Raw genomic sequence first — 25,304 nt, 5'->3', positions numbered from 1 at the left:
ACACCGAAGAAGGGATGATCGGAAGCATCGATGCATGACGTCAGGCATACGATTGGCGCTATGCTCGATAGAGCGATGTGTAACCGGTCTCATCCATTCGACGTAGCAGACTGGCAGGCATCGGCGGTCATCATCGCACCCCATCCCGATGATGAAACGCTGGGATGTGGAGGGGTCGCCAGCAAGAAGCTTAGCTCGGGCGCCAATGTCCGGTTTATTTTCGTTACCGACGGCTCGGCGTCCCATGCAAATCGGGTTGACAGTGAGGCACTGCGGATCGCCCGCGAGGACGAAGCGATCGAGGCGGTTTGCCGGTTGGGCGGGTCGGCCGATCGGGTCAGGTTCCTGCGTGTTCCCGACGGGATGGCAAAGCATCATATCGGCAAGATCGCAGAGGCGATCGCTCAGTTGCTTTTCGTTTGGCAACCGCAGAGCGTGTTCGTCACCCATGCAAAAGAGCCGCCCGCGGACCATGTTGCCACCAATCGTGGCGCGCGAGGCGCGCTTCAGCTGTATGGCCGGCGCGTGACCGTGTTCGAATATCCCGTCTGGTACTGGTATCAGTGGCCGTGGGTCCGCCTGCACGATCGAGTGCCTGGCCTCGGTCGCGTCGCATTGCGGCAGACGGTCCGGACCCTTGCCGGCTTGCGCGGCGTTAAGATGTTCAACTCCCACGCTTTTATCGGCGACGTGATAGATGTAAAACGTCACGCGCTGGCGGCTCACCGGTCCCAGATGGAGCGGCCGGCGGGACTCGACGACTGGCCTATCCTGGCGGATGTAGGTGGGGGCGATTGGCTGAATCGGCTGCTGAGCGAGCACGAGATGTTCACGCGATACGAGCTTAATGCGTGAACGTAGGCGGCCTGAAGCGTCTCGGGAGGAAGTCGGCGGGGCGGCCATGACCTCTTCGGGGTTCGACCCAAAGCTGCGGTGCGGCTTCGATCCCTCTGCGACTTGACTTGCGGCCCGTTTTGGATGCGCCGCCGTCCCATCCAAGACAGAGCCTCGGGTCCGTTCTGGTATCGCCGGCCGGCCGATCCCTGGCAAGGTGAATGGGAACAGGATCCGGCTCGGCGAGGGAGTGGATGCGATCGCGGCAACCGATGTTGACGACGACGGACGCGCGGAAGTGATCGCCCAGCGCGGCGGGGGCGAGACACTGAACCTGGCGTGGCTTCAGGCGCAGCAGGCGTCAGCGCGGGGCTTTGAGGAACATGCGATCGGCGAGGTGGCCGACCATGCGAAGGCCCATTGGTGGCGCAATCCCGGCGACATCAGGCAAAACTGGGAGCAGCAGGAGGCCACCTCGCGCAGCTCGCTCAACAGTCTTTCGGCGGCCGATATGAATGACGATGGCCGGCCGGACCTCGTCATGGGCGAGCACCGCGGCGCCCTGCGCCTTTCGCTCTGGCGCAATCTGGGCGGCGGGCGGTTGATCGAGCAGTTGGTCGACGAGGGTGTCGAGAGCCATTTCGGCGCCCGCACCGTCGACCTCGACGGCGACGGCGATCGTGAGATCGTCTCGATCGGGTGGGATGCTCCCCAGGCGATCCATGCTTGCGCAACGTGGCACCGTTCCATCGGACCGAGAGGCCGGGCAGGTAGGCCCAAGATGAGATGTGGCCCCACGATCGGAGTAGCGATCAGCCGGAGGGAGTAGGAGCCGGCCACCGTTGTCGGGCTCGATCCCGGGCGCACAATCTGTCACCTTCGCCGCGAGCGGCCGGGCTAGCCCGCGTCCGAAGCATCGCAGAATGGGGAAGAGCGCGTGACATTGACGGCAAGGTTCCTCGGCGCGTTCGGGCATGCGCGCGTCATTGCCAAGGGAGAGGCCGCCGGTCTCAAGCTCGTGGCGAAGAGCGCCGATCCGAACTTTGTGCGCGGCACGTACGAGCCGCCCATGCAACAGGCGATCGCGGCAAACCTGGCGCCTGGCGACGTCTTTTACGACATCGGCGCGAATATCGGTTTCTTCTGTCTCATCGCAGCGCGCCGAGTCGGGCCGCGCGGCCAAGTCTATGCGTTCGAACCAGTTCCCCGCAACGCCGCCGCTGTCGCAGAAAGTGCGCGGCTCAGTGGGTTCGGCACGATACGGGTGTTCGCCGAAGCTGCGGGCGCGACAACCGGCCGTGGGCAGCTACTGCTCGCCCACCACATCGGCGGCGCCGCGCTTGCCTCGGCGGGAGCACCGCCGGACATGAGCGGCCGCCTGGACGTCAGCATAGTCGCTATCGACGATGCCATCGCCCACCGAGGCCTCAGGCCGCCCTCGCTGGTCAAGATCGACGTGGAAGGCGCCGAAATCGACGTCCTGGGCGGTATGATGGAAACGCTGCGTGGGCACCGTCCGAAGGTGATTTATGAGGTCGACGATGCAACGCGCGAGGGACTCGACCGCAAGGCCCGAAAGATCGCGGAATTCCTGACTGCTGCAGGCTACGCATTGAAACAGTTGCCAGCCTCCTATGGTAATCGAGAATGGCAGGTAGAACACGTCTTCGCGCAACGATCTTAGTGGCGCCATGGCTGGGAATCTCATGCAAGGACAGCAAGCGTGATCAAACGGGACAAGCGAAGCGGTCGCGAATTCTGCCCGGGGCAGCGACGCGTCGATGCCTTGAACAACCTCGTACGATTTTCGCGCCGCCATGACGACGTGAGGAGAGTCTTAGTTGTTGCACCGTCATGACTGGGCAGAAACTGCTGAAGAGGCTGGATCCGGCGTTGGCCGGCCGGAGGTTCTTGTCGCAGACAATTTTCAAGATGAACGCGCCCGCGGTGCGGTAATTGGCACCTTGGCAGTCAAGGGAGGTGTCAGGCGAGGACGCGACATCGAACGTCAGATCGCGATCGATCACGGCGCACTTCGTTTCCAACCGCTCGTCAGGCCAGGCTGGGGCCGGCAAGGGATCTCCTATGGTCCCTTTCAGCGAGAGGCTGGTCTGGTGCTATTGGTCTCGATCACCAACGGCCACAACACATCGCAGGGATCGCCATTGCCTGAAGACCTCGCCAGGCGAGTCTACCGTTGGCTGCGAGGACCCGGCATTGATCCATGGCCGGGCCGTCTGGTTTCCCTGATACATGCGCCACGAAAGAGGCTCACCCTTCGCCGTTTTTGGTGGTGGACGCTTAGCACCTCCAGAACCTACCGGGGATCGAACATCAACGAGAACCTGGCTGTCGGTTGGTTCCCCAGTGAGGCGCCGATTAATCCCGTGGAAGAGGGCTGCGGCTTTGTCGTGCATGCCGCCGAAGGCGAAAACGGCGAGCTGTGGGCTCGTGTAGGAAAGCAATGCCTGAGTGCGTTTCGGCGCCTAAAGAACGTTCATGTCTATTATGTCGTGGCGTTGCGAGAGCAGGGCGCTGTCTATTATGCGGCCGCCGACCAAAAAGCCCACGGTCTTGCCGCTTTTCCGATGATGCGTCCGATCGCGATCGATCCTTTCAACAAGGACGAAAAGCTGTTTGCGGGTGTTCATCAGTCGGCACTTGGCCAGATCGGGTTTCGGGTCGACACACGCGTCCAAGCGGTTCAAGTCGGGCGGATACCTGAATTTTCGACGCTGTTTGGCACCGCCCACGCTGCCGATGCACTCGTCGAAGGCTGGCCGGGGCAAATCGCTGCAATCGGGGGACGGTGGCATTTTTCGCAGGACGCTGGCGATAACCTATCCGTCGTCGATCCTGGTCGCCCTTCAGGATTGATCCACGGGCTGCTGGCAATTGGCGCCGTCTCGGATGTGTGTGGTCTTGTCTGTCGGTTTCGGGACAACGACAATTTCTGGGTGCTGAAACTGTCGACGCTCGGATGGACCTTGGTGCGCAAGCAATCGGGCAAAGAGATTACGATCGCGACCGGTACGGAACACGCTTTGCGCGAATGTACTACCCATTCGGTCCAGATTCTTGACTGGAACGGTCAGGTGAGCTGCTTTCTGGACGGGTTTCGCCTTTTTGGAGCGTCTGTCGAGGCCGATTCAGTTGAGAACGCTACCGGAGTAGGTATATGGAAAAGCTTCGGCAGCGAGCCGCGCTGGCATAATTTCGAGGCTCATCCTTGCGAAGTTCCCATCCCATTGATGGCGCCTCTGGGGGCATCTTGGAACCAACTCGGAGCAACCCTGTCCTATGCCGACGGCTTTACCGGTACTGCCGGCGAACTGGATCGCCGCACGTCGGAGCTGGGCGGCGGGCAATGGGCTAGAACATTGGGCACCGGGGTCATTGAGGTCGACGGGCTGGGTAGCGCCCATGTGCGCGCGAGCGTAGACAGACCGAACCCGGGTCGAACATTCTATTCGCTGCCATGGGACCTACCGGGATTCGCCGACCTCGAGGCCACAATCAGGCCTCCTGGGGAGCGCCGAGGACAAGATCAGCGCAGCCGGGCAGGACTGCTCTTCTGGCAAGACAGCGACAACTACGTTTGTGTCACGACCTGGCTCGACGACGTCTATCAGGGTGCTTCGATTTCGGTGTTCATCAAGCGGCTCGGCTTTGAGGAACTTTATGACGCGGTCTGGACCAATGTGGCGGACAAGGTCGTTTGGGGAAAACCTTTTCGCATGCGCGTTGCATTCGACGGAAATCGGTTTGCAATCTTGATCGACGACGAACTGGTGATGCAGCGAAGCCTCACCGACATATACCCCGATGACGCCGCCCTTCAAATTTTGCGGGTCGGACTCGCCGTCAACTGGGAGTGGGGAGATGACACGGGCTCGGTGTTCACGTCGTTCAAGGCCCGGCGCTGAGCGAAAGAGCGGTTTCGCTTTGTCGGCCGAAAAAAATCATTGGACCGCCAGCTAAGGCTCGTTGGCAAACAGAACCGTGTGTCTGGAGCGAAACTCATACGAATGGATGAATTCGGCCACGATCTGTTCTCCACTCGCCTCGTCGCTGTCCAGTCTCGACACGTAAGTAGAAAGCCCATGGCCGTCTGGCTCCCGTCCCAGCAACGTCCGATAGAGAAGGGTCACAAATTGCGCATTTCCAAGCCCAACCGGCTGATTGTCAGTCCTGAATTCGACCGAAAGCAACATCTTCGTCAGTGTCGGAAAGATAGATGGATCCTTCTTCATCGCGACGACCGCGCGCCACTGTTCGGCCGGAGATGGCATGCGACGCAAGATTAGGCAGTAAGCATATGCAATCTGGTTGGCGTGGTTGACGACAGACTTGTCGAACGCATCAAGCGAACAGGGGTGAGATGCACCGATGCTGGGAACGCGGGGTGCCGACGTCTGGTCCGCAGGCGGCAAGCTCTCCCTCGCGACCGTCGACGAACTCGAGCCTGCATTGCCGTTCGCAATGGCCTTCTTGACGGCATCGTATGCCGGCTTTCGCCCGCTCGGCGCCCATAGCCCATCGCCGCGCTTCTTCAGGCGCACGAGGCCCATAAAGGCCTCGTAGCTTGGTGCGAAGTACGTCTCGTCGAGCAGTTCGTAGATATGGGCAGCTTCCAATCCATATGGAGATTGATATCGGCGCAGTAGCGTCATCGTCTGGACGAGACCGTCCGCCTGCTGACTTTCTCCCGTCTGGCTGCCTCCAGGGTGGTTGAATTCGGTCAGCCAGATTGGACGACCGAGAGTGGCCAGAAACTTGAAAGCTTCCTCGGGGTCGCCCCCGTAATCGTGCCAGACCGATATGTCCCATCTGATGCCATCCTGCAGCATGCGGGTGAACGCTGCGCGGTGACCCCAGCCGGCCGTTCCCATTGCTTTTCTTATAGTCGCATCCACTGCGATGGTTGCATCCGACAGACCGCGCAGCACTGCGCTTACCTTCGCCCAGCGTGGACTGAAATAGTCGGACGTCTCGGTGCCGCCGGCAGGGCCCCAGGAGCAGTTGTATTGGATTCCGCTGTCCTGCATCTCGCATGGCATCAAGATGGCGTAGTTCTCCATCTCGTTGCCAAGCTCCCAAACGCGGATGTCGTCCTTGAAGCGGGATACCAGTGTCGACGCGAGATGGTAGGCCTGCGCATAGAGGTCATCGACGGTCCCATTGTCGAGGTCCAGGTCGGGCGTGATTACCGGTAGGATCTGGACTCCGCGCTCCTTGCCCGCTTTGACCAGTTCGGCAAGTTTGGTGGCGCTGTCGGCGCTGGAAATGTTGACGCGATACGACTTCATGCCGAGGTCGCGGACATAGTCGAGTTGCTGTTCGATCGATATCCCGGGATAGGCGTTGAAGGGATGGCCATTCACCCCCCAGAGCAGATCCGCTGCGCACGAAGCTGTCATGCCCAGCAGGCATGCCAGGGTTGTCCACAAACGTCTGGTCGAGGCGACGGCCCGTCCAACGGAACCTGGTTGCGATGGAATGGTCGGCCGCTGCATCAGCGCGAACTTGCTTGTTTTGCGCCAGACATCATGCGGCATCACTCCACTCGCTGAACTCGCCTGACATCCATCCGAGCACGACGATTGAGATCTGCCGCACTGCCCAACGCAGTCTATCAAAACCGCGCCACGCAGAACCTCACACATTTGGCGTAAACGCCCACGATTGGCCTCGCCATTCGGATGAGAGCTGCCGGGAAGCTTCTGAGGCAAACGACCGGGTACGTCACAAAGGCCAGGATGACCCTGCTGTCCTGGTCGTCCAAAGTCGTGGAACTGAGGCATGGCGCCGGTGACCAAAAACCCTGTGATGACACGACATTGGACGATCAACGGCCGTTTTCTCGCGCAGCCGACCACCGGAGTTCAGCGGTACGCACGCGAGATCGTTTCGGCGCTGGACGCCTTGATCGTCGGCCAGGCTGCCTTGACACGGGATCTAACGGTCGAGTTGCTGGTCCCGCCGGGGACGCTTGATAAATTGCCCTTGGCAGCGATCCGTGTCCGGACTGTCGGCAGCTTTGGTGGGCATTTATGGGAACAGGCTGTGCTTCCGGCCTATTTTCGCGGCGGGCTGCTTAGCCTCTGCAATACAGGCCCTCTGACGGTTCGTCGGCAGGTGCTATGCATTCACGACGTCAATACACGGGCATGCCCGCAGAGCTATTCATTTCCATTTCGGCTTCTTTACCGCACCTTGGTTCCTGCCTTGGGCCGGGCCACGCATAAGATTACGACGGTGTCGAAATACTCTGCGGGTGAACTGGCGCGCTATGGCGTGTGCCCGGCGGCAAAGGTCGAAATAGTAGGCAATGGGCATGAACATGCGTTGCGATGGGCTCCTTGCCACTCAGAACAAACACTGGCAGTCGCCGGCCCTCGTACGATCGTCGTGCTGGGCAGTTCTATCCCGCACAAAAATGTCGGCTTGATCATCGGCATGCACGACCGACTTGCCGCGGCGGGGCTGCAGATTGTTGTCGTGGGCGCGTCGACGTCCCGCGTTTTCGCCAGCAGCGGCGACCAGAAGTCGCCGAACGTCATTTGGCTGGGAAGAAGGTCGGACGCGGAACTCGGCGCGCTTCTGCGCGATTGCCTATGCCTCGCGTTCCCCTCCCTGGTCGAGGGTTTCGGACTGCCGCCCCTCGAAGCCATGACACTGGGATGTCCGGTGGTCATGTCGGACCGTGCCAGCCTGCCCGAAATCGGCGGCGATGCGGTTTTGTACGCATCACCTTGCGATGAGAATGCATGGTTTGATTGTTTCATGCGCCTGGTCCACGAAGAAGGCCTCAGAACCAGCTTGATCGCACGCGGTCGCGCAAGGGCGGCGCAATTTCAGTGGGCCGCGTCGGCTCAGCGCTATCTGGAGCTGATGGCCAGCGTGGATGGACTTCCAGAAGTGCCGCCACCACCGCTTAGGGAAGTCGAATGCGATCCGAATGAGCGACTTGCGGCGGCGGCCAGTATCATTTGAGATAATCTCGAGCCTAACGGCATCTGCCATTCAGGCGCATCACTCCCGTTCAGCCTGCCTGCGATGATAAGCTGCATTCAGGAGGCATGATGCGATGGCGAAAAAAAGTGCGGGCATCCTGCCTTACCGCAGATCATCAAACGAACTGCAGGTGCTGCTTGTCCATCCGGGCGGGCCGTTCTGGCAAAACCGCGATCTTGGCGCATGGTCGATTGCAAAGGGCGAGTATGGTGATGACGAACAGCCGGAAGCTGCGGCGCGTCGCGAATTCGTGGAGGAAACCGGCTGGCAGCTCAAGGCAGCACTGCTTCCGCTGGGAGAACTACGTCAGCGCGGCGGCAAGCTCATTACGGCGTTCGGCGCCGAAGGCGATTTCGACGCTAGCAGCCTGCGCAGCAACATGTTCGAGATGGAATGGCCGCCGCGCAGCGGCCGCATGCAGTTCTTTCCAGAGATCGATCGCGCAGGCTGGTTCGGCCTCGATATGGCCCGGGAAAAGTTGCTTGTCGGCCAGCGGCCTTTTCTCGACCGGCTTGTGGTGTCTGTCTAAGGGTCGACCCAATGGCCGACCGACATCTTCCTACGGCACGAAGATAAGGAACAGATAGGCGACAAACACGACGAGATGAACGAGCCCCGTCAGCATCGTTGTTCGGCCCGTCCCAAAGCTCACGATGCTGATGGCAAGCGCGAGGATGAGAAGCACGGTATCCCCTGGGCCCAGACCGAGAGTCAGGCTTCGTCCTGTGAGCAGGCTCGCCGCACCGATTGCCGGGATTGTCAGGCCGATTGTGGCGCAGGCGGAGCCGAGGGCGACATTCAGCCCTCGCTGAAGCTCGTTATTGAGCGCTGCCCGAACCGCCGACACCGCCTCCGGCATGAGCACAAGCGCAGCGACGAAGAAGCCCACGATTGCGTCCGCCTGGATAACTTGAAGAAACTCGAGCCCATTCTCGATGCTGCCGGCCACCTGCTCGGTCAGAAGAACGATCCCTGCCAGTCCGACAAATAAAAGGAGCACGCTGGTGGTCACTTTCCCGCCCTCAGACACATGCGCCTCATGTTCCGCGCTGGACGTCAGATCTTCGATAAAATCGCCCCGATGGCGCACCATCTGGGCAAAGACGAAGGCACCATAGAGGAGAATTGAAAGAACGCTCACGAAAGCGAGCTGCGATGCGGAGAACGTACCGGGGCTTGTTGCATGAGTGTAGTTTGGAAGGATCAGCGCAAGAACCGTCAGCGCCATAATGACGGCAAGCGAGGCGTTGGTGCCCTGTCGTTTGATGTCCTGATATCGATGCTTCAGCCCACCCAGGGTGAGGCAGACCCCGACGACGCCAGCGCATACGATCATGACCGTCGAAAACACGGATTCGCGTGCCAGCGTCGGGTTGTTCTCGCCGTGCAGCATCATCGAAACGATGACCGATGCTTCGATGGCCGTCACCGAAAATGTCAACAGCAGCGTGCCATATGGTTCACCCAGCCGCAGTGCGACGGCTTCTGCATGATGCAAAACCACAAACACGGTCGCGAAGATAAAGATAGCGACGACGATCAACGCCAGGATTTTGACCGAGAGCGGCGAATGCTCGATCGACGCGGCGCTGAAATGAATGAGTGCGGCCAGGCCCAAGGAGCCGATTGGGAACAGATATTGGCCGATCGGTCGCCGATGAGCAGCCAAGACGGAATTCCTTCATCGCGATCGACGGTCGCAGATCGGGTATTAGAGAAATTGACCGAAACCCACTGTATCAGTCTACTTGCGGCTGCCGGCCCGTTCAATGGCCGCGTGGCCGGTCGACCTGGCTTAACCAAACTTGCCGAGCTCGATGCCGCATATGCGGATCACAATTAAGCCTTGAGTTTTTGCGCTTAGGGCAATAGCTAGGAGCTACCAGGCCGGGCCCCTCTGGCAGTCCATCAGGATTGCGATGTCGGACTGGAATTCCAATCCGGGTGGCCTGGCTTTGAGTTTTCTTCAGCTGTAGCGGCATTTCTCTTGTCATACGCGGTGTCCGCGTTGCTCTACGGTATGCTCGCAAGCCGCGTCACCCCTAGCTGAACGCAAGGGTGCCGTATGACAGAATTTTTCAGTCCCGAAGCAATGACCGCTCTCTTGCAGGTCATCATGATCGACCTGGTGCTGGCCGGCGACAATGCCATCGTTATCGGCCTTGCCGCGGCCGGACTACCCAAAGAGCAGCGCAGAAACGCAATCGTCGTTGGCATAATCGCAGCGGCCGTTCTGCGCATCGGTTTTGCGGCCGCGACAACGCAACTCCTGCAGATCGTCGGGCTGCTGTTCGCCGGCGGTCTATTGCTGCTGTGGGTATGCTGGAAGATGTGGCGCGAACTCCGGCAAAACCATGCGCAGGAAACACAGGCGATCGAAGCGCTTTCGGAAAGTGACGTCGACTACGATGGCATCGTAGCTGGCAAGGCTCCGCGCAAGACCCTGGCCCAGGCAACCTGGCAGATCATCATCGCCGACGTCTCCATGTCACTCGACAATGTTCTGGCGGTAGCCGGTGCTGCGCGCGAACATCCGAACGTGCTGATCTTCGGCCTTGTCCTCTCCGTCGCGCTGATGGGCATCGCTGCAAACCTCATTGCCAATCTGCTTCAGAAGCACCGCTGGATCGCCTATGTCGGGCTGGTGGTCATCCTCTACGTAGCTGGCGACATGATCTATCGAGGTGCGCTTGAACTTCTGCCTCACGTTCCGGGCGCGTGAGACGCGCAAAAGATGGGCGGCCGGAACGACGCCGTTCCGGCCGATGTCTGCCCCTAATGCATGTCGCGCAAAGCATGCCCTCGGGCCTTGACCCGAGGGCGCGCAGCGGATCCGTTCAAATGCGACGCTCTTTAGGCAAGGCTAATGGCCCATATCTGCACGATCTACCTTGGCTCGCTCCCTAACGAGCGCGCGCTCGCTCGATTCGGCGGTAGGGCGGTGAAAAGGATCCTCGTGCTCAGATCCGTGTGAATCGCGGCTTGGCCCCACGCAAACGACCAAATCGGAAGGCATCCGACACGGCTGAGCGGATCATGAGCATCTCGCCTATGGTTTCGTGTGTCATAAGCCCGACCAGCCGGTCGGAATTGTCCACGACGGCTACAGCAGGCACATCTGCCTGCTGCATCAGCCGCAGGCTTTCCTCGAGACTTTTGCGGTAATGTATTTTCGGGATATCGTGTCGCATTGCGCTCGCGACCGGTGCGGCGGGTCCCTTTTCCTTCAATGTCCGGATCATGCCGTTGCGTGTCACCAATCCTTCAAGACGGCCAGCGGAGTCGATGACAGGGAATTCGTGCTGCGTGGTCGCGAGCAGCATCTCGATTGCCTGGTCGAGCGTCGCCGACCGTTCCAGCCGGGCGAACTCGGTGATCATCACATCCGCCACAAGGACGCTTGTGGCTACCTCCCGGATCTGTGCGTTTTGCGCTTCCGCTGCCGCGGCGAGATAGACGAAGATGCCGATGAAGATCAGCAGCGGATTGTAGAACAGCCCAACGAAACCGAAGACGAAGGCCAATCCTTGCCCGATCGTGGCTGCGATCTGGGTCGCGCGCGACCACGAGAGGCGGGCGGCGAGTGCGGCGCGCAGGATACGGCCGCCATCCATCGGGAAGGCTGGGATCATATTGAAAAGGACCAGGAAGACATTGACCCCGGCGAGCCTGGCGAGAAAACTCATACGCGGGTCCTCGATCCCGGCCATCTGTTCGACGCCCGCCGACCCGCCGAGCAGGACGAAGATCAGCGCGGCGATCGCGACATTGACCAGCGGCCCCGCGACCGCGATCACGAACTCCTGCCCTGGCTCTTCGGGCATGCGTTCTAGTCTGGCGACGCCGCCGATCGGGAAAAGCGTAATGTCCGGCGTGCTGATGCCGAAATACCGTGCGGCGGCGATGTGGCCGAACTCATGCAGGACCACGCAGGCAAAAACCGCAATGATGAAGGCAACGCCTTGCCAGGCCGCTGGCGTGCCGCCGATCTGATAGTGCGTCAGCCAGATCCAGACGAGCAGAAGCAGGAAGGTAAAGTGAACGCGCACGGTGGTGCCGGCGATCGTCCCGAGGTTCAGCGACCAACCCAAATCCGTCCACTCCGAGAGGCCCGACCTTCGCAAGAGGCCCCACCTTCGCAACAGGCTTTGGCAGGACGCTTGCAAACGTTCGAGAACATCAGGTGCTCAAGCTCATCGTCGGCGACTAAGGGCTGCGCGGCCGCGAGATGCCCGCCTCGGTGGCGCGCGGTCCCGTCGCAAGAAGAGCTTATCACGACACGACATCCCCGTGAACGTCTCGGCGCGTGATCTGACGCGTCCGCGCCTGCACGATGATTTCGCTCTGCCGCGCTTTTTTCGGCGCTGGAAGGCACGGTGCTTCGGATCGTTGTCATGGATGCTCCTGAACCTTTGCCGAAGAACCTCGCAATGCAGAAGGTTCCGGCGGGGCGCCGGCATTGGCCGACGCACCGCGAAACAAGTGATGTTGACCTTGCACTAACATGTCTCGGCGTCAGTCAGTGGGCAGTCTGCGAATGCTCGCCACCCGGCTTCGAGATGTCGCTTAAAGCCTCTCCCGCTTCTGCCGATTCGCCATTCGTCGCGAGATCACCAAGAGAGATGATGCCGACGAGCCTCTTGTCGCGGTTCAGAACCGGGAGCCGACGCACCTGCAGGTCGCCCATGTTTTCAAGCACATGCTCGACGTCTTCATCATCGAAGCAATATTTGACCTCCGGGCTCATGACATCACGCACTTTCGTGTCAGGACCGTTACCCAATGCTACGCCGCGGATCGCGATATCCCGATCGGTGATCATCCCGACCAGCCGGTCGTGGTCGCCCACGGGCATCACTCCGGCGTCAAGCCTGCCCATGATCTCAGCTACTTCGCGGATGGACTGTTCAGGGTTAGCGACCTGGACATTTCTCGTCATGCAGTTGCCGACTTTCATGGCAATCTCCCTTCATTTTGCGAAGCCCCCCCGCCGATACGGCATTGGTGACCAATGAACGAAGTTTTCGGCGGTAACGTTCCCTTGAATGTGGTTTGAACAGCCCGCACAGGGTTTTTGCCGGGCCAGGGTGGGCTGGGAACGCCTGCGTCGCCGGCATCTTGCGGTATGTCTGCAACCACCCGATGTCGCAGGCTCCCCGATGCCGCCGGCTCCAACGAGGCTCTCGCGGTTGGAACCCTGATGGGCGATACGACGTTCCAGGAGATCGGCAGCCAACGGAGAAGTCGAATGCAGCCCTTAGGCGCAAATTCCACCAGCCGCCCCGGCGCGCTGACGATTACCCCGTTCGATGGAACCGTGACGGTCAGGTTCTCCGACGCGATCATTGCCTCGACCGAGCGGGCAAAAGTGCTCTATGAAGATGGGCACGATCCCGTCTTCTATATCCCGTTCGAGGATATCTATTTCGACCTTCTGGAGAAGACGAACACCACAACCCAATCCCCGCTGAAGGGCACGGCCAGTTACTGGCGGGTCCACGCGGTCGGCGGAGCGGCTGACGACTTCATGTGGGCCTACGAGACGCCCGACACGCCGGCATTGGCCATCGCCCGTCATGGCGCCTTCGATCCCAACAAGGCGCGGATCGATGCCGATCCTGCCGAGGACAAGCGACATACGCCTCACATCCCCGAATAGAGCCTCGCATGAAGGTCCCACATCGGCCGATCACGCCACAGGCGACAATCCTTTCGTCATTCGGAGAATTCTTCGTCGAGGATCCGCAATCCGTCTTCATATTTCGATGTCGACGCGCCAATCTGCTGTGCCTGCCATAGGTTGTCGGTAAGATCGGCGCGCTTGACCGGCAGCGCCAATGGGTTGGCTGCTGCCCTGCGCACGAAATCGAGGTCGTCCTCGTCCGGCCTGCGTGTCATCGCATCGACTGCCGATACGATGGATGTTCCGAAACCAGCCGCCTCGAGCCGCTCGCGATCCCAATCGTCGCTTTTCTCAAGAACGTCGTGGAGGTAGGCAACGGCCTTCTGGTCGAGCGTTTCGACGGCATCAACGACCCGGCGGCAATGCTCGATATAGGGCCGTCCGGTCTTGTCCGTCTGCCCCGAATGAGCTTGCTCGGCGATTTTTGCCGCGCGGTAAAGGAAGCTCACTGCCTTGATCCTTGCTGGCCTGTGTGATGATGCAACCGGCCTTGTTCCGGTCCACAACATGCTCACCAAACGCACGACGATTGCCTGAAGTTCCACAGAATGGGCAAGGCTCCGCACGCTGTTGCCGAAGCGTCTCTAGCGCCGCGAGGCAACCTTATAGCTTACCGCTCTAGTCGCTAGACACTCCATCGACAATGTCGGAATTGGGCAGAATTCCAAAATCCTGCGACTTGGCACCTTGTGCTGCCGTCAAAAATCCGTCGGCATGGAGACCGCGCCGCAGCAACTCTCTCACGGCCGCCGACCGGCTTGGCATGCGCCTTTCGAAGCGCCAGTTTTCCAAAGCAGCCAACTCGTCGGACGTTAGCATGATCTGCAGTCGTTCGGGTCTTTCCAGCTCGGCCATTTCAGCCTCCACCGCTCAAAGTTAGTATTTATCTAAGAAGTAGGAAACACCTAACCAGTCGTCAAGACCGGTTCATTAGTCATTGGCGTGAAAGGCTGACAGGTACGGCAAGGCGTCGATTATGCGGTCTTTGTCATATGCTAAATCATTGATTGTGTGGGTAATTTAACTAATTCGGCTTGCTATTCGGATCGATAGGGCACATGCTGATCACGAGGGACAAACCGCTCCTGAAAAGGGGGTTTTCCATGCGCTTCGGTTACTCCGCTCATTTGTGTCAAGACGTCAACCTCCAGGTTTGGGCGGCCGCCCGGGGTAAGGGGATACTCAATGTCACTGCGGTGGCCGAGGCTGTGCGGCTGCGAAACCTCGCAGAAAACGTTGCGCTTGAAGACGTCGAATGCCTGGTGCTGCAAGCCGCCCAGTTCTACGGGGCGGCCATGGAATTCGACAGCCTGACCGTATTTGAAACAGGTAACGTCCATCGGCACCCAGTTGGCTGCGATTCTGGAAGAGGCGACGTCGACGTTCTGGAGGACAGGGCTGTTTCGCCTTATTTTCGCCCGCCGGACCAAGCGCAATAATGCATGTCGCGCAAAAGTGTGCAGCGGTTTTGCGATAACGACATGCGTAAAAACAACAACCTAAAGCGCGTCGCATGAGGTCGGCCAAACGCGACGCGCTTTAGGTCAGGCCGAACACAGTCGGTCGCGGGGAAGGGCTCAGCTTCACGAGCGCGGCGAAATTCCTTCAATCGGCCGCGATTTCGGCCAGTGATGTCTGGACGAAATGCAGCGGCGCCTCGAGCGTCCAGGTGATGCCTCGGGCGTGGAACTCCAGCCGCCCACTGCCGCTGAGAGCCTGCGGCGCCACTCGCTCGAGCACGACCAGTCCGAAACCGCGCCCCCTGACAGCGTCCAGGATTGGCCCGTCCAGCTCACGCCAGACCAGTCGAAAGGTCTCAGCGCCGTCGCCCGCAGGGACCACGTGCCAATCGATCTCGACGCGTCCGCCGTTGCACGACAGCGCTCCATGTTTTGCCGAATTGGTGGCGAGTTCGTGAAAGGCTATGCCGAGATATTGGACGGCGTTCGGCTGCAGCACCACCATTGGCCCGGCCATCGACACGCGGGACTGCGCTGCGAAGGCCTTGAGCTGTGCCTGGATGAGCTCGCCGACCGTCGCGCCGCGCCATTCGGCATTGACCAGGAGATCATGGGATTCCGAAAGCGCCATGATGCGCTCTCGAACTTGCCCGAGGAAAGCCTCAGGTGTGCTCGTCAGCTTGCTTGTCTCACGGATCATCGAGATGATGACCGAATACTGGTTCTTCACCCGATGGTTGACCTCGCGCATGAGCAGTCGGATGCGCCGTTCGTTCTCCTTGTGGGAACTGATGTCGCGGGCGATCTTGGAGGCGCCGACGACCCGCCCGATCCCGTCGCGGATCGGCGAGACGGTCAGCGAAACCGAAACGAGCGTGCCGTCCTTGCGCAGGCGCATCGTCTCATAGGAGGGGACGCGTTCGCCGGCGCGGATCCGGCTGATGATCGAGACTTCCTCGTCGAGACGATCGGGCGGAATGAGCATCGTCACCGGCCGGCCGATCGCCTCGGCAGGCGTGTAGCCGAACAGGCGTTCTGCAGCGTCGTTCCAACTGGTGATGATGCCATTCATGTCCTTCGAGACGATGGCGTCCATCGACGACTCGACAATGGCGGCAAGACGCATGCGAGCTTCATCGCCCAGCGTCTGCGTGCGCAGGTCGAGCAGCGTGTTGATGGCACCGACAACATTGCCCGCTTCGTCGCGAAGCAGGCGTGGGTGAGCCCTGAACGGGACGAGTTCGCCGTCCGGCCGCTCCGCAATCGCCTGGTCCCAGGAGACATCCCGTCCTTCGCGCAGCGCCACGGCCATCGGACACTCGCCATGCGCCATATCCCGACCGTCCAGATGACGAAGCTTCCACGAGCCGCACCATAGGTCCCGACCGATTACAGGACGATGGCCCCAGAGCTCAGCTGCGGCTTCGTTGAAGAAGGTGATGCGCCCCCGTTCGTCCACGGTGTACACGGCGACCGGCAGTGCCTGCATTAGTTCGGCAGTCGCAATCCCCGGAACTCCGAGGCCGATATCGGCTTGTTCAACGAAGTTCACGTGTGAGCGCCATTCTCGTGGATTTCTGCAGCGGACATAATGTCCTTGAGCGATTTCGGTTCCGTCGAGACGATCACGTGCGCCCCTTGTCCGCAGCCGCGGCGACATTCCCGGACGAGGCCCTGGAGCGACACCGGATCAAAGCTGAAGTTTATCCGCCTGGTCGTGCGGGCACTAAATGCGCCCGAGAAGAACCAGGATAATCACGATCAGCAGCACGAGACCAAGCCCGCCACCGCCATAATAACCGGTGCCGTAGAACGGCCCGCCACCCAGGCCGCTGAACCCGCCAAGCAAGATCAGAATCAAAATGATGATGAGTATGGTTCCAAGGCTCATGGTGGTTCTCCCATTCTCGCGCTGCCGCGCCAAACAAAGGGCACGTCCATGCGCCGGTTGATGACGGTAGGAACTCCCGGAGGGGCTTCCTGTTCCACCAGAAGTAGTGTCGTGTGGCTCGCCTAGCGGGAAAAGCCGGTAGGCTGAGGAGAAAGCCCGCCGGCTGGGAGCCCGCGGGCCACAGGCTTTCTCAGCCTCGGACCGCCTGGAGGAACGGCGATCACAGCAAAAATGCCTGACGCGGTCCGACGTTGCGGCGGCGGTCCAAAAAAGGCCACAGCCACTCTACCTTCCTTTGTGTGCCGGTCGGGTGCCGCCGCCCTTCTTTTCCGGGTCATGAGTATGGTGGCTGTCTCGTTCGCCTCCGCCGCCTGAGATCTTGCTGCGGCTGCGCAGATCGGAATCGGCGGGCGGCTTTTCTATCACCAGCGGCTCCTTGGCATTTTCGTGCGATGCGCCAGGACCGCCATGGCGGATGCTGGCGCGGGTCTTCTTCGACGTGGACATGAAATCACCTAACGGTCCTGCTGGTGGCCTTGATGGGTCGTATTGACCCTCGTGTTGCCCTGCTGGCCCTGTTTGTCGGGATTTGGGGCGGAATGGCTGTGCTGCGTTTGGTCGACAGGAACCGACTTCTTGTCGCCGGGACCCTTAGGGCTCTGGTTCTCTGCCGGAACGGGTGGTGGTTTTGTGCTCATGACGTTCTCCTTTCACTAGCCAAAACAAGCAGGCCCCCGGGAAGGTTCCTGATGCGAACCGGGCGAGGGGCAAACTCCTAAACATTGGCAATTCCGGCCTTGCCGGCGCGTCGCAGCGCAATAATCTTTTGTCAGGGCGTGGGCGCTTCGACCTATTGAAAGGAGCCGACTATGAAACACCAAACACTCGACCAACTGCAGACAGTTGCGAAAGTCGAGCCCTCGGCGACATACCCGACCATGACTCGGGCGCAGCGGATCGAGCGTTGGGCAGAGCTTCTCGAACAAAATCCACGGCGTTGCCTCGGGGCCCTTTCAGGCACCGAATATCTCAGTCCTGAAGCTCGTGACGTAGCGCGTGGCGCGGGGTCGCCGATCACCGTTGCCTATGAGGATCCGGTGCTGCGCGCCATGGGTCTGAAAGATGATACTTACGGTGAGGCAAAGCGCTTCTTCGAGCTGAGTGACTGGCAGTTGCACAACATCGTCTGTCACTGCCACGTGGGTGCTACGATGCAAGCGCGATGGGCTGCCGCCAGAGTCCGCCGGACAATTACCGGGAACAGACTTTTGGCTTGGCTGAGGGCAAGGCTTGTGCATTGAAGCCAGCCCAGAACGGTGACGACAGGTCTTGATCGTTCTCGTTAGCGGCTGGCCGCCAAAGGCTGGTGGCATCGCCGGCAACGCAGTGGATCGTGGAGCCGATGCCGTGCTTTCAGAGCGGCCGGGTGAAGACCTCATGCTCGCCCGGTCGGGGCTCATTGTCGGCGAGCACAGTTTGAGCGGAGCCCATCTGGAGGGTGACCAGGATGAAGCTCGACTTCATGCGAACACGGCCCGCGCCCATGATCCATGCCACCACAGATGCATCGTTGGCGGAATCTCGTCCCTGTGACATGCCGCAGATGCCGCAGATATCGTCGGGGAACCTTTCTTGAGAGACATGGTTGGAATGTGCGGCTGAAAGAATCCGGTCTGCGCCAGGAGGTTCGCCATGAGGCTTCGCGAGTTGATGAACCAAGTGAAGGATCTGCGCCCGGATACCCTGGTCTGTGCCGCTGAGATCGACGAGGCCTTTGCGGCCAACATTGCCGGCATAGAAACAGTAGAAGGCGCCCGGATTGAAAGCCGCAAACCGGACGGCACCGATGCTGTCGAACTCGCCAACGGCAACGACAGGGTTGTCGTAATCTGCTGGTGAACCGCTGAATAATGCCGGAGCGGTCGCATGCTGATCACTGAACGCTGGAGGAGTCGCAGACCATGTTTTCGGTATTGAACCAACGACTTTGCGCCGGCCTGATCGCCGGAACCCTGATGCTCTCGGCCGGCGGCCTTGCTCCGCTCGCAGCCCAGGAGATCCCGAACGACTTCACGGCAATCGTGCGCGAGAAAATTCCGGCCGTGGTCGCCATAACGACCAAACAGATCATCCAGGACCAGGCGACGCTGGGTGACTTTCTCAGTCCGTTCGGCAGTCCCGGCCTCGGGCCGGCGCAACCGCAGGTGCGAGAGGCGCTTGGCTCAGGCTTTGTGATCAACGCCGATGGGCACATCGTCACCAACAACCATGTCGTTGCCGATGCAAGCGAAATTCATGTCGTATTCTCCGACAAGGAGACGTTGCCTGCGCAGCTCGTTGGCCGCGATCCGGCGACCGACCTCGCGGTGCTGAAGATCGAGCCACGGCCCAATATGACAACGACCGCCTGGGGTGACTCCGATGCAGTGCAACCCGGCGCATGGACGATCGCGATCGGCAGTCCGTTCGGGCTCGGCGGGACCGTTACCGTCGGCGTGCTTTCGGCCCGTTCGCGCGACATCAATGCCGGTCCCTACGACGACTTTCTCCAGACCGACGCCTCAATCAATCGCGGCAATTCCGGCGGCCCCCTGTTCAATGCGCGCGGCGAAGTGATCGGCGTCAATACGGCCATCGTATCTCCCACAGGTGGCAGCATAGGGATTGGCTTTGCGGTGCCATCCCGCACCGCCCGGAATGTCGTCGACCAGTTGATCCGCACTGGCCGGATCGAGCGCGGTTTCATCGGGGTGCGTCTCCAGGAGGTCACGCCGTCGATTGCCGAGGCGCTTGGAATACAAGGCAGCAAGGGAGCGCTGGTCGCCTCGGTCGAACCCGGCGGTCCGGCAGAACAGGCAGGCATACAGGCGGGAGACGTGATTACACGCTTTAACGGCAAGGACATCCAGAGCGTCCATGATCTGACGCTCGCGGCTGCGAGCCAAAAGCCCGGAACAAAAACGACGCTGACACGGAACCGCGGAGGCAGCCAAGAGGAAATAGCTCTGACCATCGGACAGCGCGACGATGAGGAGCAACAGACCAGCGCCGTTCCAAAGTCGGAAACGGCCGACGCGCGTCTTGGATTGTCGCTCAGCCCAATACCGGATGAGGCGCGCCAGCAGCTCGGACTCCAGCCAGATACTACGGGCGTGTTCGTCCAGGAAGTGGCTCCAAACAGCCTCGCCGCCGAAAACGGCTTTCAGCCTGGTGATGTGATCGTCTCGGCCAACAACCGGGATGTGACACAGCCATCGGACATCCAGGAGGAGTGGGCGAAGTCCCGTCAGCAGAACAAGCCGATATTGTTCCGCATCAGCAGGCAAGGGCAATCACTTTTCGTTGCCGTGGCCACGGCCAAATCTTGACGGGCCAACTCTTGATGGAAACGCGTTAAAGCTTGGCGAGCGTAAACTTGGCCGATTAGATCACACGCTTTCGCGAGAGGTGCCTTTGGTGCCTTTTAGAGACGGGAACAAACAGCCGAACAAGGCCGTTTCGTCCAAATGAGTCATTCAACCTGTTGAAAGGAGGCTTCGATGAGCGCCACCGGACTCGACGTATTCGACAAGACGCTGCAGACAACAAACATCTGGCTCGACGAGATCATGACCGAGATCGGACCGGATCGGCAGGTCGCATGGCATGTGCTTGGAGCGGTGCTCCACGCCTTGCGAGACCGCATGCAGCCGGATCTTGCCGCCCACCTCGGCTCGCAGCTGCCGATCCTCGTGCGCGGCGCCTATTACGACCAATATCAGCCCTCCAAGACTCCCGAGAAGTTGCGGTCGCTCGACGAGTTCCTGGCCAAAATCAAGGCGGAGCTGGAACTCACCCGACCAGTCGATTCCAAGGATGCATTCAGGGTCGTATCCAAGGTGCTCGCTCACCATGTGGGAGGGGGGCAGATGATCAAGGTTTGGGATTCCTTGCCGGCAGAAATCAGGCGCGTCGCGGAAACTCAGCAAGCGGCGTGAAATAGCGCCAGATATAGCTGGCTGTAGCGCTTCTTATTGGGGAGATGGAAATGCCACTCACCCTTATCAGCCCGGCGTTCCCGGCGGGCGGGAAAATCCCTGAAAGATATACCCGCGACGGCGAGAACGTCTCACCACCGCTGAAATGGTCCGGTGTTCCGGACGGTACCAAGAGCTTTGTTCTTGTCGTGCAGGATCCCGACGCACCGAGCGGGATTTTCGGGCACTGGGCGGTGTTCAATATCCCGCCCGATGCCGGCGAGCTCGCCGAGGCGCAAGACGGCAAGCCAGGCCCGTCGGCACTCAGGCAAGGCACCAACGATTTCGGCAATGCCTATTACGATGGCCCGCAGCCACCGGTGGGACATGGCGTCCACCACTATCATTTCCGGCTGGCCGCGCTCGACGTGCCGAGCCTCAGTGTGCCGGGGCAGGCGGGCGTGCAGTCTGTCTGGAAGGAAGCCCAGAAGCATGCGCTGGAGCAGACCGAGTTGGTTGGAACCTGCGCACGGTAACATCGGGCCGTGTCAGTCGCCGCCTTTTTTACAGCGCGGCCGGGGCAAGCGGTTTTCGAGCCGGGCCATGGATGACCGAACCGTCGGCGGCGAAAATCGAGCCATGGCAAGGACAATCCCAGGTGTTGTCCGCGTTGTTCCAGGTCACGGTGCAACCCTTGTGGGTGCATGTCGCCGAAACCGGGTGGAGCACCCCTTCAGAGTCTCGCCACGCCGCGATCTTTTCGTCACCCCTGACAATCACACCGCCCATGCCGGGCACGATGTCGTCGAGGCTTGAGACAATCGATTGGCTGCGGCCATTCTTGTGAAAGTCCTCGGGATAAGACCGCGCCGGATCATAGAGCTTTTGCCATGGGCTCGGCCGCGCGCAGATCAGATCCGCGATCATCGTGCCTGCGGCCGTTCCATTGGTGATGCCCCAGGCGTTGAATCCCGTGGCGATATGAAACCCGGAGGCTTTGTCCGCATCGGGCTCGCCGGCATACGGAACCCTATCGGCGGTATCATAGTCCTCATTACACCAGCGCCACGCAACGTCCCCAACTGGAAGGCTCATTCTTGCCCATTGTTCCAGTTCGACAAACCGTTTTGCCACATCGCCGTCCTGGCCCGTGTCGAACTTGGGGCCGAGTGCGACAAGCAGCGGGCCTTCGGCGTCACGGCCGGTGCGGATGGAATGCGTCGGATCGTCGATGCCGATGAACATGCCGTCGACGGCAAGAGGGTCATCGATCCGAAACGCCATGGCAGTGTGGCAGCGCGGCTGGGTGCGGTTCGCCATGCCGACGGGGCTCTTCACCGTCATGTTGGTGGCGACGACCACATGCTCGGCGTGAACGGTACCGCTGTCAGTGACGACGCGCCAGCGGCTTGCCTCGCCGATCGAGATCGCGCGGCTGTTTTCGAAAATCCGTCCGCCACGGGCCGTCACCGCTTGAGCCAGGCCAACCAGATACATCGCCGGATTGAACTGCGCCTGGTCGGAAAAACGCAGAGCGGCGGCCGTTTCGAAAGGCAGCGGCGCGCGCTCCAGGACATCGGCGTCCAGCCCAACCTGGCGCGCGGCTTCTGCCTCGGCCACGATCTCCGCGCGCTGGCTTGCATCGCAGGTGTAGCTATAGGCATCCTTGTTCTCGAGATCGCAGGGAATGGCGTAGTTGCGAACCCATTCCCGGATCTGGACGGCGCCGGCGGAATTCGCATCGGCATAGGTCTGCGCCGGGTCCCGCCCAAAAGTGTCGATGAGATGGCGATAGATGAGCGCGTGCTGCGTCGTGATCTTGGCCGTCGAGCGGCCGGTCACCTGGCCGCCTGTCCGCAGGCCTTCGATAACGATCACCGACCGACCGGCCTCGCAAAGGCGAAGCGCGGTCGTCAGCCCGACAATCCCGGCGCCCACGACAACGGCATCGGCATGGATCGAGCCTTTTAGCGGTGGATAGTCCGTAGCGGTGGCCGCCGCCACCCAACAGCTTCCCGGTTTTCCCGCAAGAATGCCCATTTCTCCGGCGTCCCATGCGTTTCGATGCATCTCCATCGACAACCCGCGCCGCCGCGAAAACGTTCCGGATTTACCGTCTTCAATCGTGTTCTTATCGTGACCAGGCTGCTTTTCGTCGCGTCCGCTTTACCAGTTCCGCTGCCTTGGGTTTGCAGCTGAGGCCCATTTGCTTGGTGAGTCCTGAACGCGCAGCCGCGCAGGGCGGCGCGTCGCTATCAGAATTATGTATAAATCAGGCTGCTGCATCGTGTTTGGGTGCCAATTGAAAGCCCATGGCTGTCAGGACGGCGAGCGTTGTTGGTATAGGCTGATGCCATTACTGTCGGCCCGCGGCCGAAGACTGCGCCGTTACGGCCTGCGGCGAAGATCACCTGCGCGCGCCCGGCAAAGCCTAAAGAATGGTTCGAGCCACCCGCATCCAGTATTTTGGCGATAAAACAATTCGTACCTTGTTTTTTCCCAGTGCAATTGCCAACCATGGAAATGGATTGATTCGGAGCTTGTCTATGCGTGGACTGCAAGTGGCTCTGGCTGCGGTGATCTTGGCCATTTCAGTCAGTTCTGGACTCGCCGATGACAATTCTCCCTTCATCTATTTTGCGACCCAAGACCCTTTCGCAGACGGTTTGCCGACCAAGAATGATGTCTATGTCTTCGGTGGCGTCTTTACGCGCGGGGCCTTCGGGGACGCGATCAATGTTTTGGGTGCCGACTACACGGACAACTATATAATCGGAGCTGCATACGGTCGCGATTTCGTCGATATCGGCGCTGGCTTCGTTCTTGGTGGCGTCGCCGGCGCGGCCATAAGATTTGGCGAGGACGATGATACGACTGGCGAACTTTGGGCGGGAGCGCGACTGCGCCACCACGGCCTTGTCATTGGTGATTTGGCGATTGCGCCCGCACTGACAGCTGGATTCAGCGCCGTTACCGGCCCTACCGAGATCGAGCGCGAACGCGAAATCCGCCACGATGGCGATGCATCATTCCTCGGCTTCGTTGGTGCGGAGCTTTCGTTCAGAGTGAGGCAAGCTCCCAACGTCGAACTCGTCTACCAACTCCACCATAGATCCGGCGCCGATGGTACGTTTGGGAATATGACAGAGGGTTCCAATGCGAACGCTCTTGGAATCCGTTATCGCTTCTAACGCTCGGTGCTGTAGCCTTTTTTACAGGCGCCTACGCACCCACCCTGTTGGTTCAGGACGGCGACACTCGCGTGAGGGTCGGCACGATGAACCATCGAAAATCTCAAGGCGGGATCGCCCTATAGCGCCGTGTCACCCTCATTCTATATCCTTCAGCGTATCCAGCGGCCCTTTCAATGCAGACCTGGGCTGAATCAACTCTGGCGCAATCAGGAAGGTCTGCGGTGCCGTCGGCGGTTCATCGATCAGCTCGAATGCCTTCGTGATCATCGCCTCAACATTCTGCCGCACCATGATTACGGGGAAGGACAGGAAGGAGCCGAAGGGGTCATAGTCGTAGCAACCGACGACGAGTTCGCTGAACATTTCCGCTGGCCGGCCCGCCATGAAACGCAGCAGACCTTCCATATTGATCGATGAATTGATGAACAGCGCGCGCGGCAGCTTGCCACGGCATTGGTAAAACGCCTCGAAGGCACGCAAAGTTATATCAGGCGAATACCCGGAGGACTGCACACCATCGTCAGGGTCGGCGCCCAGCAGCGCCTTCTTGGTCGCATGGAAAGCGGCGATGCGTTCGCGGCTGGCGTGGTCGTTGCGGCCGCCAAACAGAAACAACTCGTCCGGCCGCAGAGGATCGTCGTTGCCGAAGTGGCGGATGATTGCTTCCGTCAGCATCCGCGCGCCCTGATAATTGTCGCTGATCACCGAATGCGCCTTCGCTCCCGGCAGGTCGATGTTGATATGCCTCAGCCCCGCCAGTTCGCAGACCTCGTGCACGCCATCGGGATCGGTGGCGCCGACGATGAAGAGCTGGTCGATTGAATAGGAGATCAGCGTCTCCGCGGTCCGCCGTTCCTCTTCCGGGTCGCGGCTGGCGCTAACCACGACCGGGCATTGTCCGCGGCTGCGCACATGCCCCTCAAAAGTCTGCGCCATGGAGGAGAAGTAGCGATTGTCGTGGACGGGCAGCATCAGGCCGACCAGGCCCGATCGCGAGCGGCGCAAGCCTCGCGCTTGCAGATTCGTGGTGTACTGGTGGAGTTCGGCGAGGCCGAGAATTGTTTGCGCCGTACTTTCCTTGATGCGGCGCTTGCGCCAAGTGCCGTTCAGCACGGCACTCACGGTCGACGGCGAACTGCCCGACAGCACGGACAGGTCATAGATCGTCGCCTTCCTTTTGACCCGCTGATCCATCTGGCGCCTCCGGCGCGTCTATTTAGAGCAATAACCCGCTTGACGAGAGCTTCTCGATGCACAATAGTTTCTGCA

Annotated in this window: 27 protein-coding genes and 1 pseudogene; 15 read left to right on the top strand and 13 right to left on the bottom strand. The window is 60.3% G+C overall.

What is annotated here, in order from left to right; genetic code table 11:
* Positions 1–30 precede the first annotated feature (30 nt).
* The 4 genes from AC0L16_RS00240 to AC0L16_RS00225 all read left to right on the top strand — a co-directional run bounded on the left by AC0L16_RS00240 (position 31) and on the right by AC0L16_RS00225 (position 4,760).
* On the top strand, positions 31–855 hold the full coding sequence (locus tag AC0L16_RS00240; RefSeq protein ID WP_473618383.1) for a PIG-L deacetylase family protein: 825 nt from the start codon (positions 31–33) through the stop codon (positions 853–855).
* A 229-nt stretch (positions 856–1,084) separates the two neighbouring features.
* A complete protein-coding gene (locus AC0L16_RS00235) occupies positions 1,085–1,663 on the top strand; it encodes an FG-GAP repeat domain-containing protein (RefSeq protein ID WP_287374573.1) in 579 nt (192 codons plus the stop codon).
* A gap of 108 nt (positions 1,664–1,771) precedes the next feature.
* Positions 1,772–2,518 (top strand): FkbM family methyltransferase, encoded by a 747-nt coding sequence (locus AC0L16_RS00230; protein WP_287227175.1) that lies wholly within the window; start codon positions 1,772–1,774, stop codon positions 2,516–2,518.
* A 157-nt stretch (positions 2,519–2,675) separates the two neighbouring features.
* A complete protein-coding gene (locus tag AC0L16_RS00225; protein WP_287227172.1) occupies positions 2,676–4,760 on the top strand; it encodes an oxidoreductase in 2,085 nt (694 codons plus the stop codon).
* Positions 4,761–4,811: 51 nt separating this feature from the next.
* Here the strand turns inward: AC0L16_RS00225 and AC0L16_RS00220 are convergent, their stop codons facing one another.
* The gene (locus AC0L16_RS00220; RefSeq protein WP_473618382.1) at positions 4,812–6,392 is read right to left on the bottom strand and encodes a DUF4214 domain-containing protein; all 1,581 of its coding nucleotides are present in this window, start codon (positions 6,390–6,392) and stop codon (positions 4,812–4,814) included.
* A 271-nt stretch (positions 6,393–6,663) separates the two neighbouring features.
* Here AC0L16_RS00220 and AC0L16_RS00215 point away from each other — a divergent pair, with 271 nt between their 5' ends.
* Together AC0L16_RS00215 and AC0L16_RS00210 are read left to right on the top strand one after the other, a co-directional pair.
* Positions 6,664–7,830 carry a glycosyltransferase family 4 protein gene (locus AC0L16_RS00215; protein ID WP_473618755.1) on the top strand — a complete coding sequence of 389 codons (1,167 nt, stop codon included), beginning with the start codon at positions 6,664–6,666 and terminating at the stop codon, positions 7,828–7,830.
* Between the two features lie 94 nt (positions 7,831–7,924).
* The gene (locus AC0L16_RS00210) at positions 7,925–8,380 is read left to right on the top strand and encodes an NUDIX hydrolase (protein WP_473618381.1); all 456 of its coding nucleotides are present in this window, start codon (positions 7,925–7,927) and stop codon (positions 8,378–8,380) included.
* A gap of 30 nt (positions 8,381–8,410) precedes the next feature.
* On the opposite strand, the gene AC0L16_RS00205 is transcribed toward AC0L16_RS00210, so the two are convergent.
* Entirely contained in the window at positions 8,411–9,520 is a 1,110-nt protein-coding gene (locus AC0L16_RS00205) for a calcium:cation antiporter (protein WP_473618380.1), read from the bottom strand.
* A gap of 396 nt (positions 9,521–9,916) precedes the next feature.
* On the opposite strand from AC0L16_RS00205, the gene AC0L16_RS00200 reads away from it, so the two are divergent.
* On the top strand, positions 9,917–10,573 hold the full coding sequence (locus AC0L16_RS00200; RefSeq protein ID WP_077381109.1) for a TerC family protein: 657 nt from the start codon (positions 9,917–9,919) through the stop codon (positions 10,571–10,573).
* Between the two features lie 238 nt (positions 10,574–10,811).
* Here AC0L16_RS00200 and AC0L16_RS00195 read toward each other — a convergent pair whose 3' ends face one another.
* Entirely contained in the window at positions 10,812–11,942 is a 1,131-nt protein-coding gene (locus tag AC0L16_RS00195; protein ID WP_473618379.1) for a site-2 protease family protein, read from the bottom strand.
* A 428-nt stretch (positions 11,943–12,370) separates the two neighbouring features.
* Complete coding sequence (locus AC0L16_RS00190) at positions 12,371–12,808, bottom strand: CBS domain-containing protein (protein WP_473618378.1); 438 nt, start codon at positions 12,806–12,808, stop codon at positions 12,371–12,373.
* 291 nt (positions 12,809–13,099) lie between these two features.
* On the opposite strand from AC0L16_RS00190, the gene AC0L16_RS00185 reads away from it, so the two are divergent.
* Entirely contained in the window at positions 13,100–13,510 is a 411-nt protein-coding gene (locus AC0L16_RS00185) for a DUF427 domain-containing protein (protein WP_473618377.1), read from the top strand.
* A gap of 56 nt (positions 13,511–13,566) precedes the next feature.
* Here AC0L16_RS00185 and AC0L16_RS00180 read toward each other — a convergent pair whose 3' ends face one another.
* On the bottom strand, positions 13,567–13,983 hold the full coding sequence (locus AC0L16_RS00180) for an HD domain-containing protein (protein WP_473618376.1): 417 nt from the start codon (positions 13,981–13,983) through the stop codon (positions 13,567–13,569).
* A gap of 169 nt (positions 13,984–14,152) precedes the next feature.
* Complete coding sequence (locus AC0L16_RS00175) at positions 14,153–14,389, bottom strand: hypothetical protein (protein ID WP_077381104.1); 237 nt, start codon at positions 14,387–14,389, stop codon at positions 14,153–14,155.
* A gap of 203 nt (positions 14,390–14,592) precedes the next feature.
* Between AC0L16_RS00175 and AC0L16_RS00170 the strand changes: the two genes are divergently transcribed.
* On the top strand, positions 14,593–14,973 hold the full coding sequence (locus tag AC0L16_RS00170) for a hypothetical protein (protein WP_473618375.1): 381 nt from the start codon (positions 14,593–14,595) through the stop codon (positions 14,971–14,973).
* Between the two features lie 166 nt (positions 14,974–15,139).
* Here AC0L16_RS00170 and AC0L16_RS00165 read toward each other — a convergent pair whose 3' ends face one another.
* From AC0L16_RS00165 to AC0L16_RS00150, 4 genes are all read right to left on the bottom strand, one after another.
* Positions 15,140–16,546: a PAS domain S-box protein gene (locus AC0L16_RS00165; RefSeq protein ID WP_473618374.1), complete on the bottom strand. Its 1,407-nt coding sequence runs from the start codon at positions 16,544–16,546 to the stop codon at positions 15,140–15,142.
* 174 nt (positions 16,547–16,720) lie between these two features.
* A complete protein-coding gene (locus AC0L16_RS00160; protein ID WP_023799553.1) occupies positions 16,721–16,885 on the bottom strand; it encodes a DUF3309 family protein in 165 nt (54 codons plus the stop codon).
* 285 nt (positions 16,886–17,170) lie between these two features.
* Positions 17,171–17,392, bottom strand: a complete 222-nt coding sequence (locus AC0L16_RS00155; protein ID WP_254021342.1) for a hypothetical protein — start codon at positions 17,390–17,392, stop codon at positions 17,171–17,173.
* A gap of 8 nt (positions 17,393–17,400) precedes the next feature.
* Complete coding sequence (locus AC0L16_RS00150; RefSeq protein WP_292481750.1) at positions 17,401–17,583, bottom strand: hypothetical protein; 183 nt, start codon at positions 17,581–17,583, stop codon at positions 17,401–17,403.
* A 171-nt stretch (positions 17,584–17,754) separates the two neighbouring features.
* On the opposite strand from AC0L16_RS00150, the gene AC0L16_RS00145 reads away from it, so the two are divergent.
* The gene (locus AC0L16_RS00145) at positions 17,755–18,186 is read left to right on the top strand and encodes a hypothetical protein (protein ID WP_287061255.1); all 432 of its coding nucleotides are present in this window, start codon (positions 17,755–17,757) and stop codon (positions 18,184–18,186) included.
* A 115-nt stretch (positions 18,187–18,301) separates the two neighbouring features.
* On the opposite strand, the pseudogene AC0L16_RS00140 reads toward AC0L16_RS00145, so the two are convergent.
* Positions 18,302–18,409: pseudogene (locus AC0L16_RS00140) on the bottom strand (DUF4396 domain-containing protein); the annotation flags it as partial.
* A 168-nt stretch (positions 18,410–18,577) separates the two neighbouring features.
* Here AC0L16_RS00140 and AC0L16_RS00135 point away from each other — a divergent pair.
* From AC0L16_RS00135 to AC0L16_RS00120, 4 genes are all read left to right on the top strand, one after another.
* The gene (locus AC0L16_RS00135) at positions 18,578–18,784 is read left to right on the top strand and encodes a sugar phosphorylase (RefSeq protein WP_473618373.1); all 207 of its coding nucleotides are present in this window, start codon (positions 18,578–18,580) and stop codon (positions 18,782–18,784) included.
* A gap of 62 nt (positions 18,785–18,846) precedes the next feature.
* Positions 18,847–20,253 carry a Do family serine endopeptidase gene (locus AC0L16_RS00130; RefSeq protein ID WP_473618372.1) on the top strand — a complete coding sequence of 469 codons (1,407 nt, stop codon included), beginning with the start codon at positions 18,847–18,849 and terminating at the stop codon, positions 20,251–20,253.
* Between the two features lie 171 nt (positions 20,254–20,424).
* Positions 20,425–20,862, top strand: a complete 438-nt coding sequence (locus tag AC0L16_RS00125; RefSeq protein WP_473618371.1) for a DUF2267 domain-containing protein — start codon at positions 20,425–20,427, stop codon at positions 20,860–20,862.
* A gap of 50 nt (positions 20,863–20,912) precedes the next feature.
* Positions 20,913–21,377: a YbhB/YbcL family Raf kinase inhibitor-like protein gene (locus AC0L16_RS00120; protein ID WP_473618370.1), complete on the top strand. Its 465-nt coding sequence runs from the start codon at positions 20,913–20,915 to the stop codon at positions 21,375–21,377.
* A gap of 28 nt (positions 21,378–21,405) precedes the next feature.
* Here AC0L16_RS00120 and AC0L16_RS00115 read toward each other — a convergent pair whose 3' ends face one another.
* Positions 21,406–22,881 (bottom strand): FAD-dependent oxidoreductase, encoded by a 1,476-nt coding sequence (locus AC0L16_RS00115; protein ID WP_473618369.1) that lies wholly within the window; start codon positions 22,879–22,881, stop codon positions 21,406–21,408.
* 398 nt (positions 22,882–23,279) lie between these two features.
* On the opposite strand from AC0L16_RS00115, the gene AC0L16_RS00110 reads away from it, so the two are divergent.
* Entirely contained in the window at positions 23,280–24,032 is a 753-nt protein-coding gene (locus AC0L16_RS00110; protein ID WP_473618368.1) for a hypothetical protein, read from the top strand.
* A 138-nt stretch (positions 24,033–24,170) separates the two neighbouring features.
* Here AC0L16_RS00110 and AC0L16_RS00105 read toward each other — a convergent pair whose 3' ends face one another.
* On the bottom strand, positions 24,171–25,229 hold the full coding sequence (locus tag AC0L16_RS00105) for a LacI family DNA-binding transcriptional regulator (RefSeq protein ID WP_473618367.1): 1,059 nt from the start codon (positions 25,227–25,229) through the stop codon (positions 24,171–24,173).
* Positions 25,230–25,304 lie beyond the last annotated feature (75 nt).

The organism is Mesorhizobium sp. WSM4848 (genome assembly GCF_055811375.1).
The sequence above is the reverse complement of the archived record's forward strand: the minus strand, read 5'-3'. Positions and strand labels throughout refer to the sequence as shown.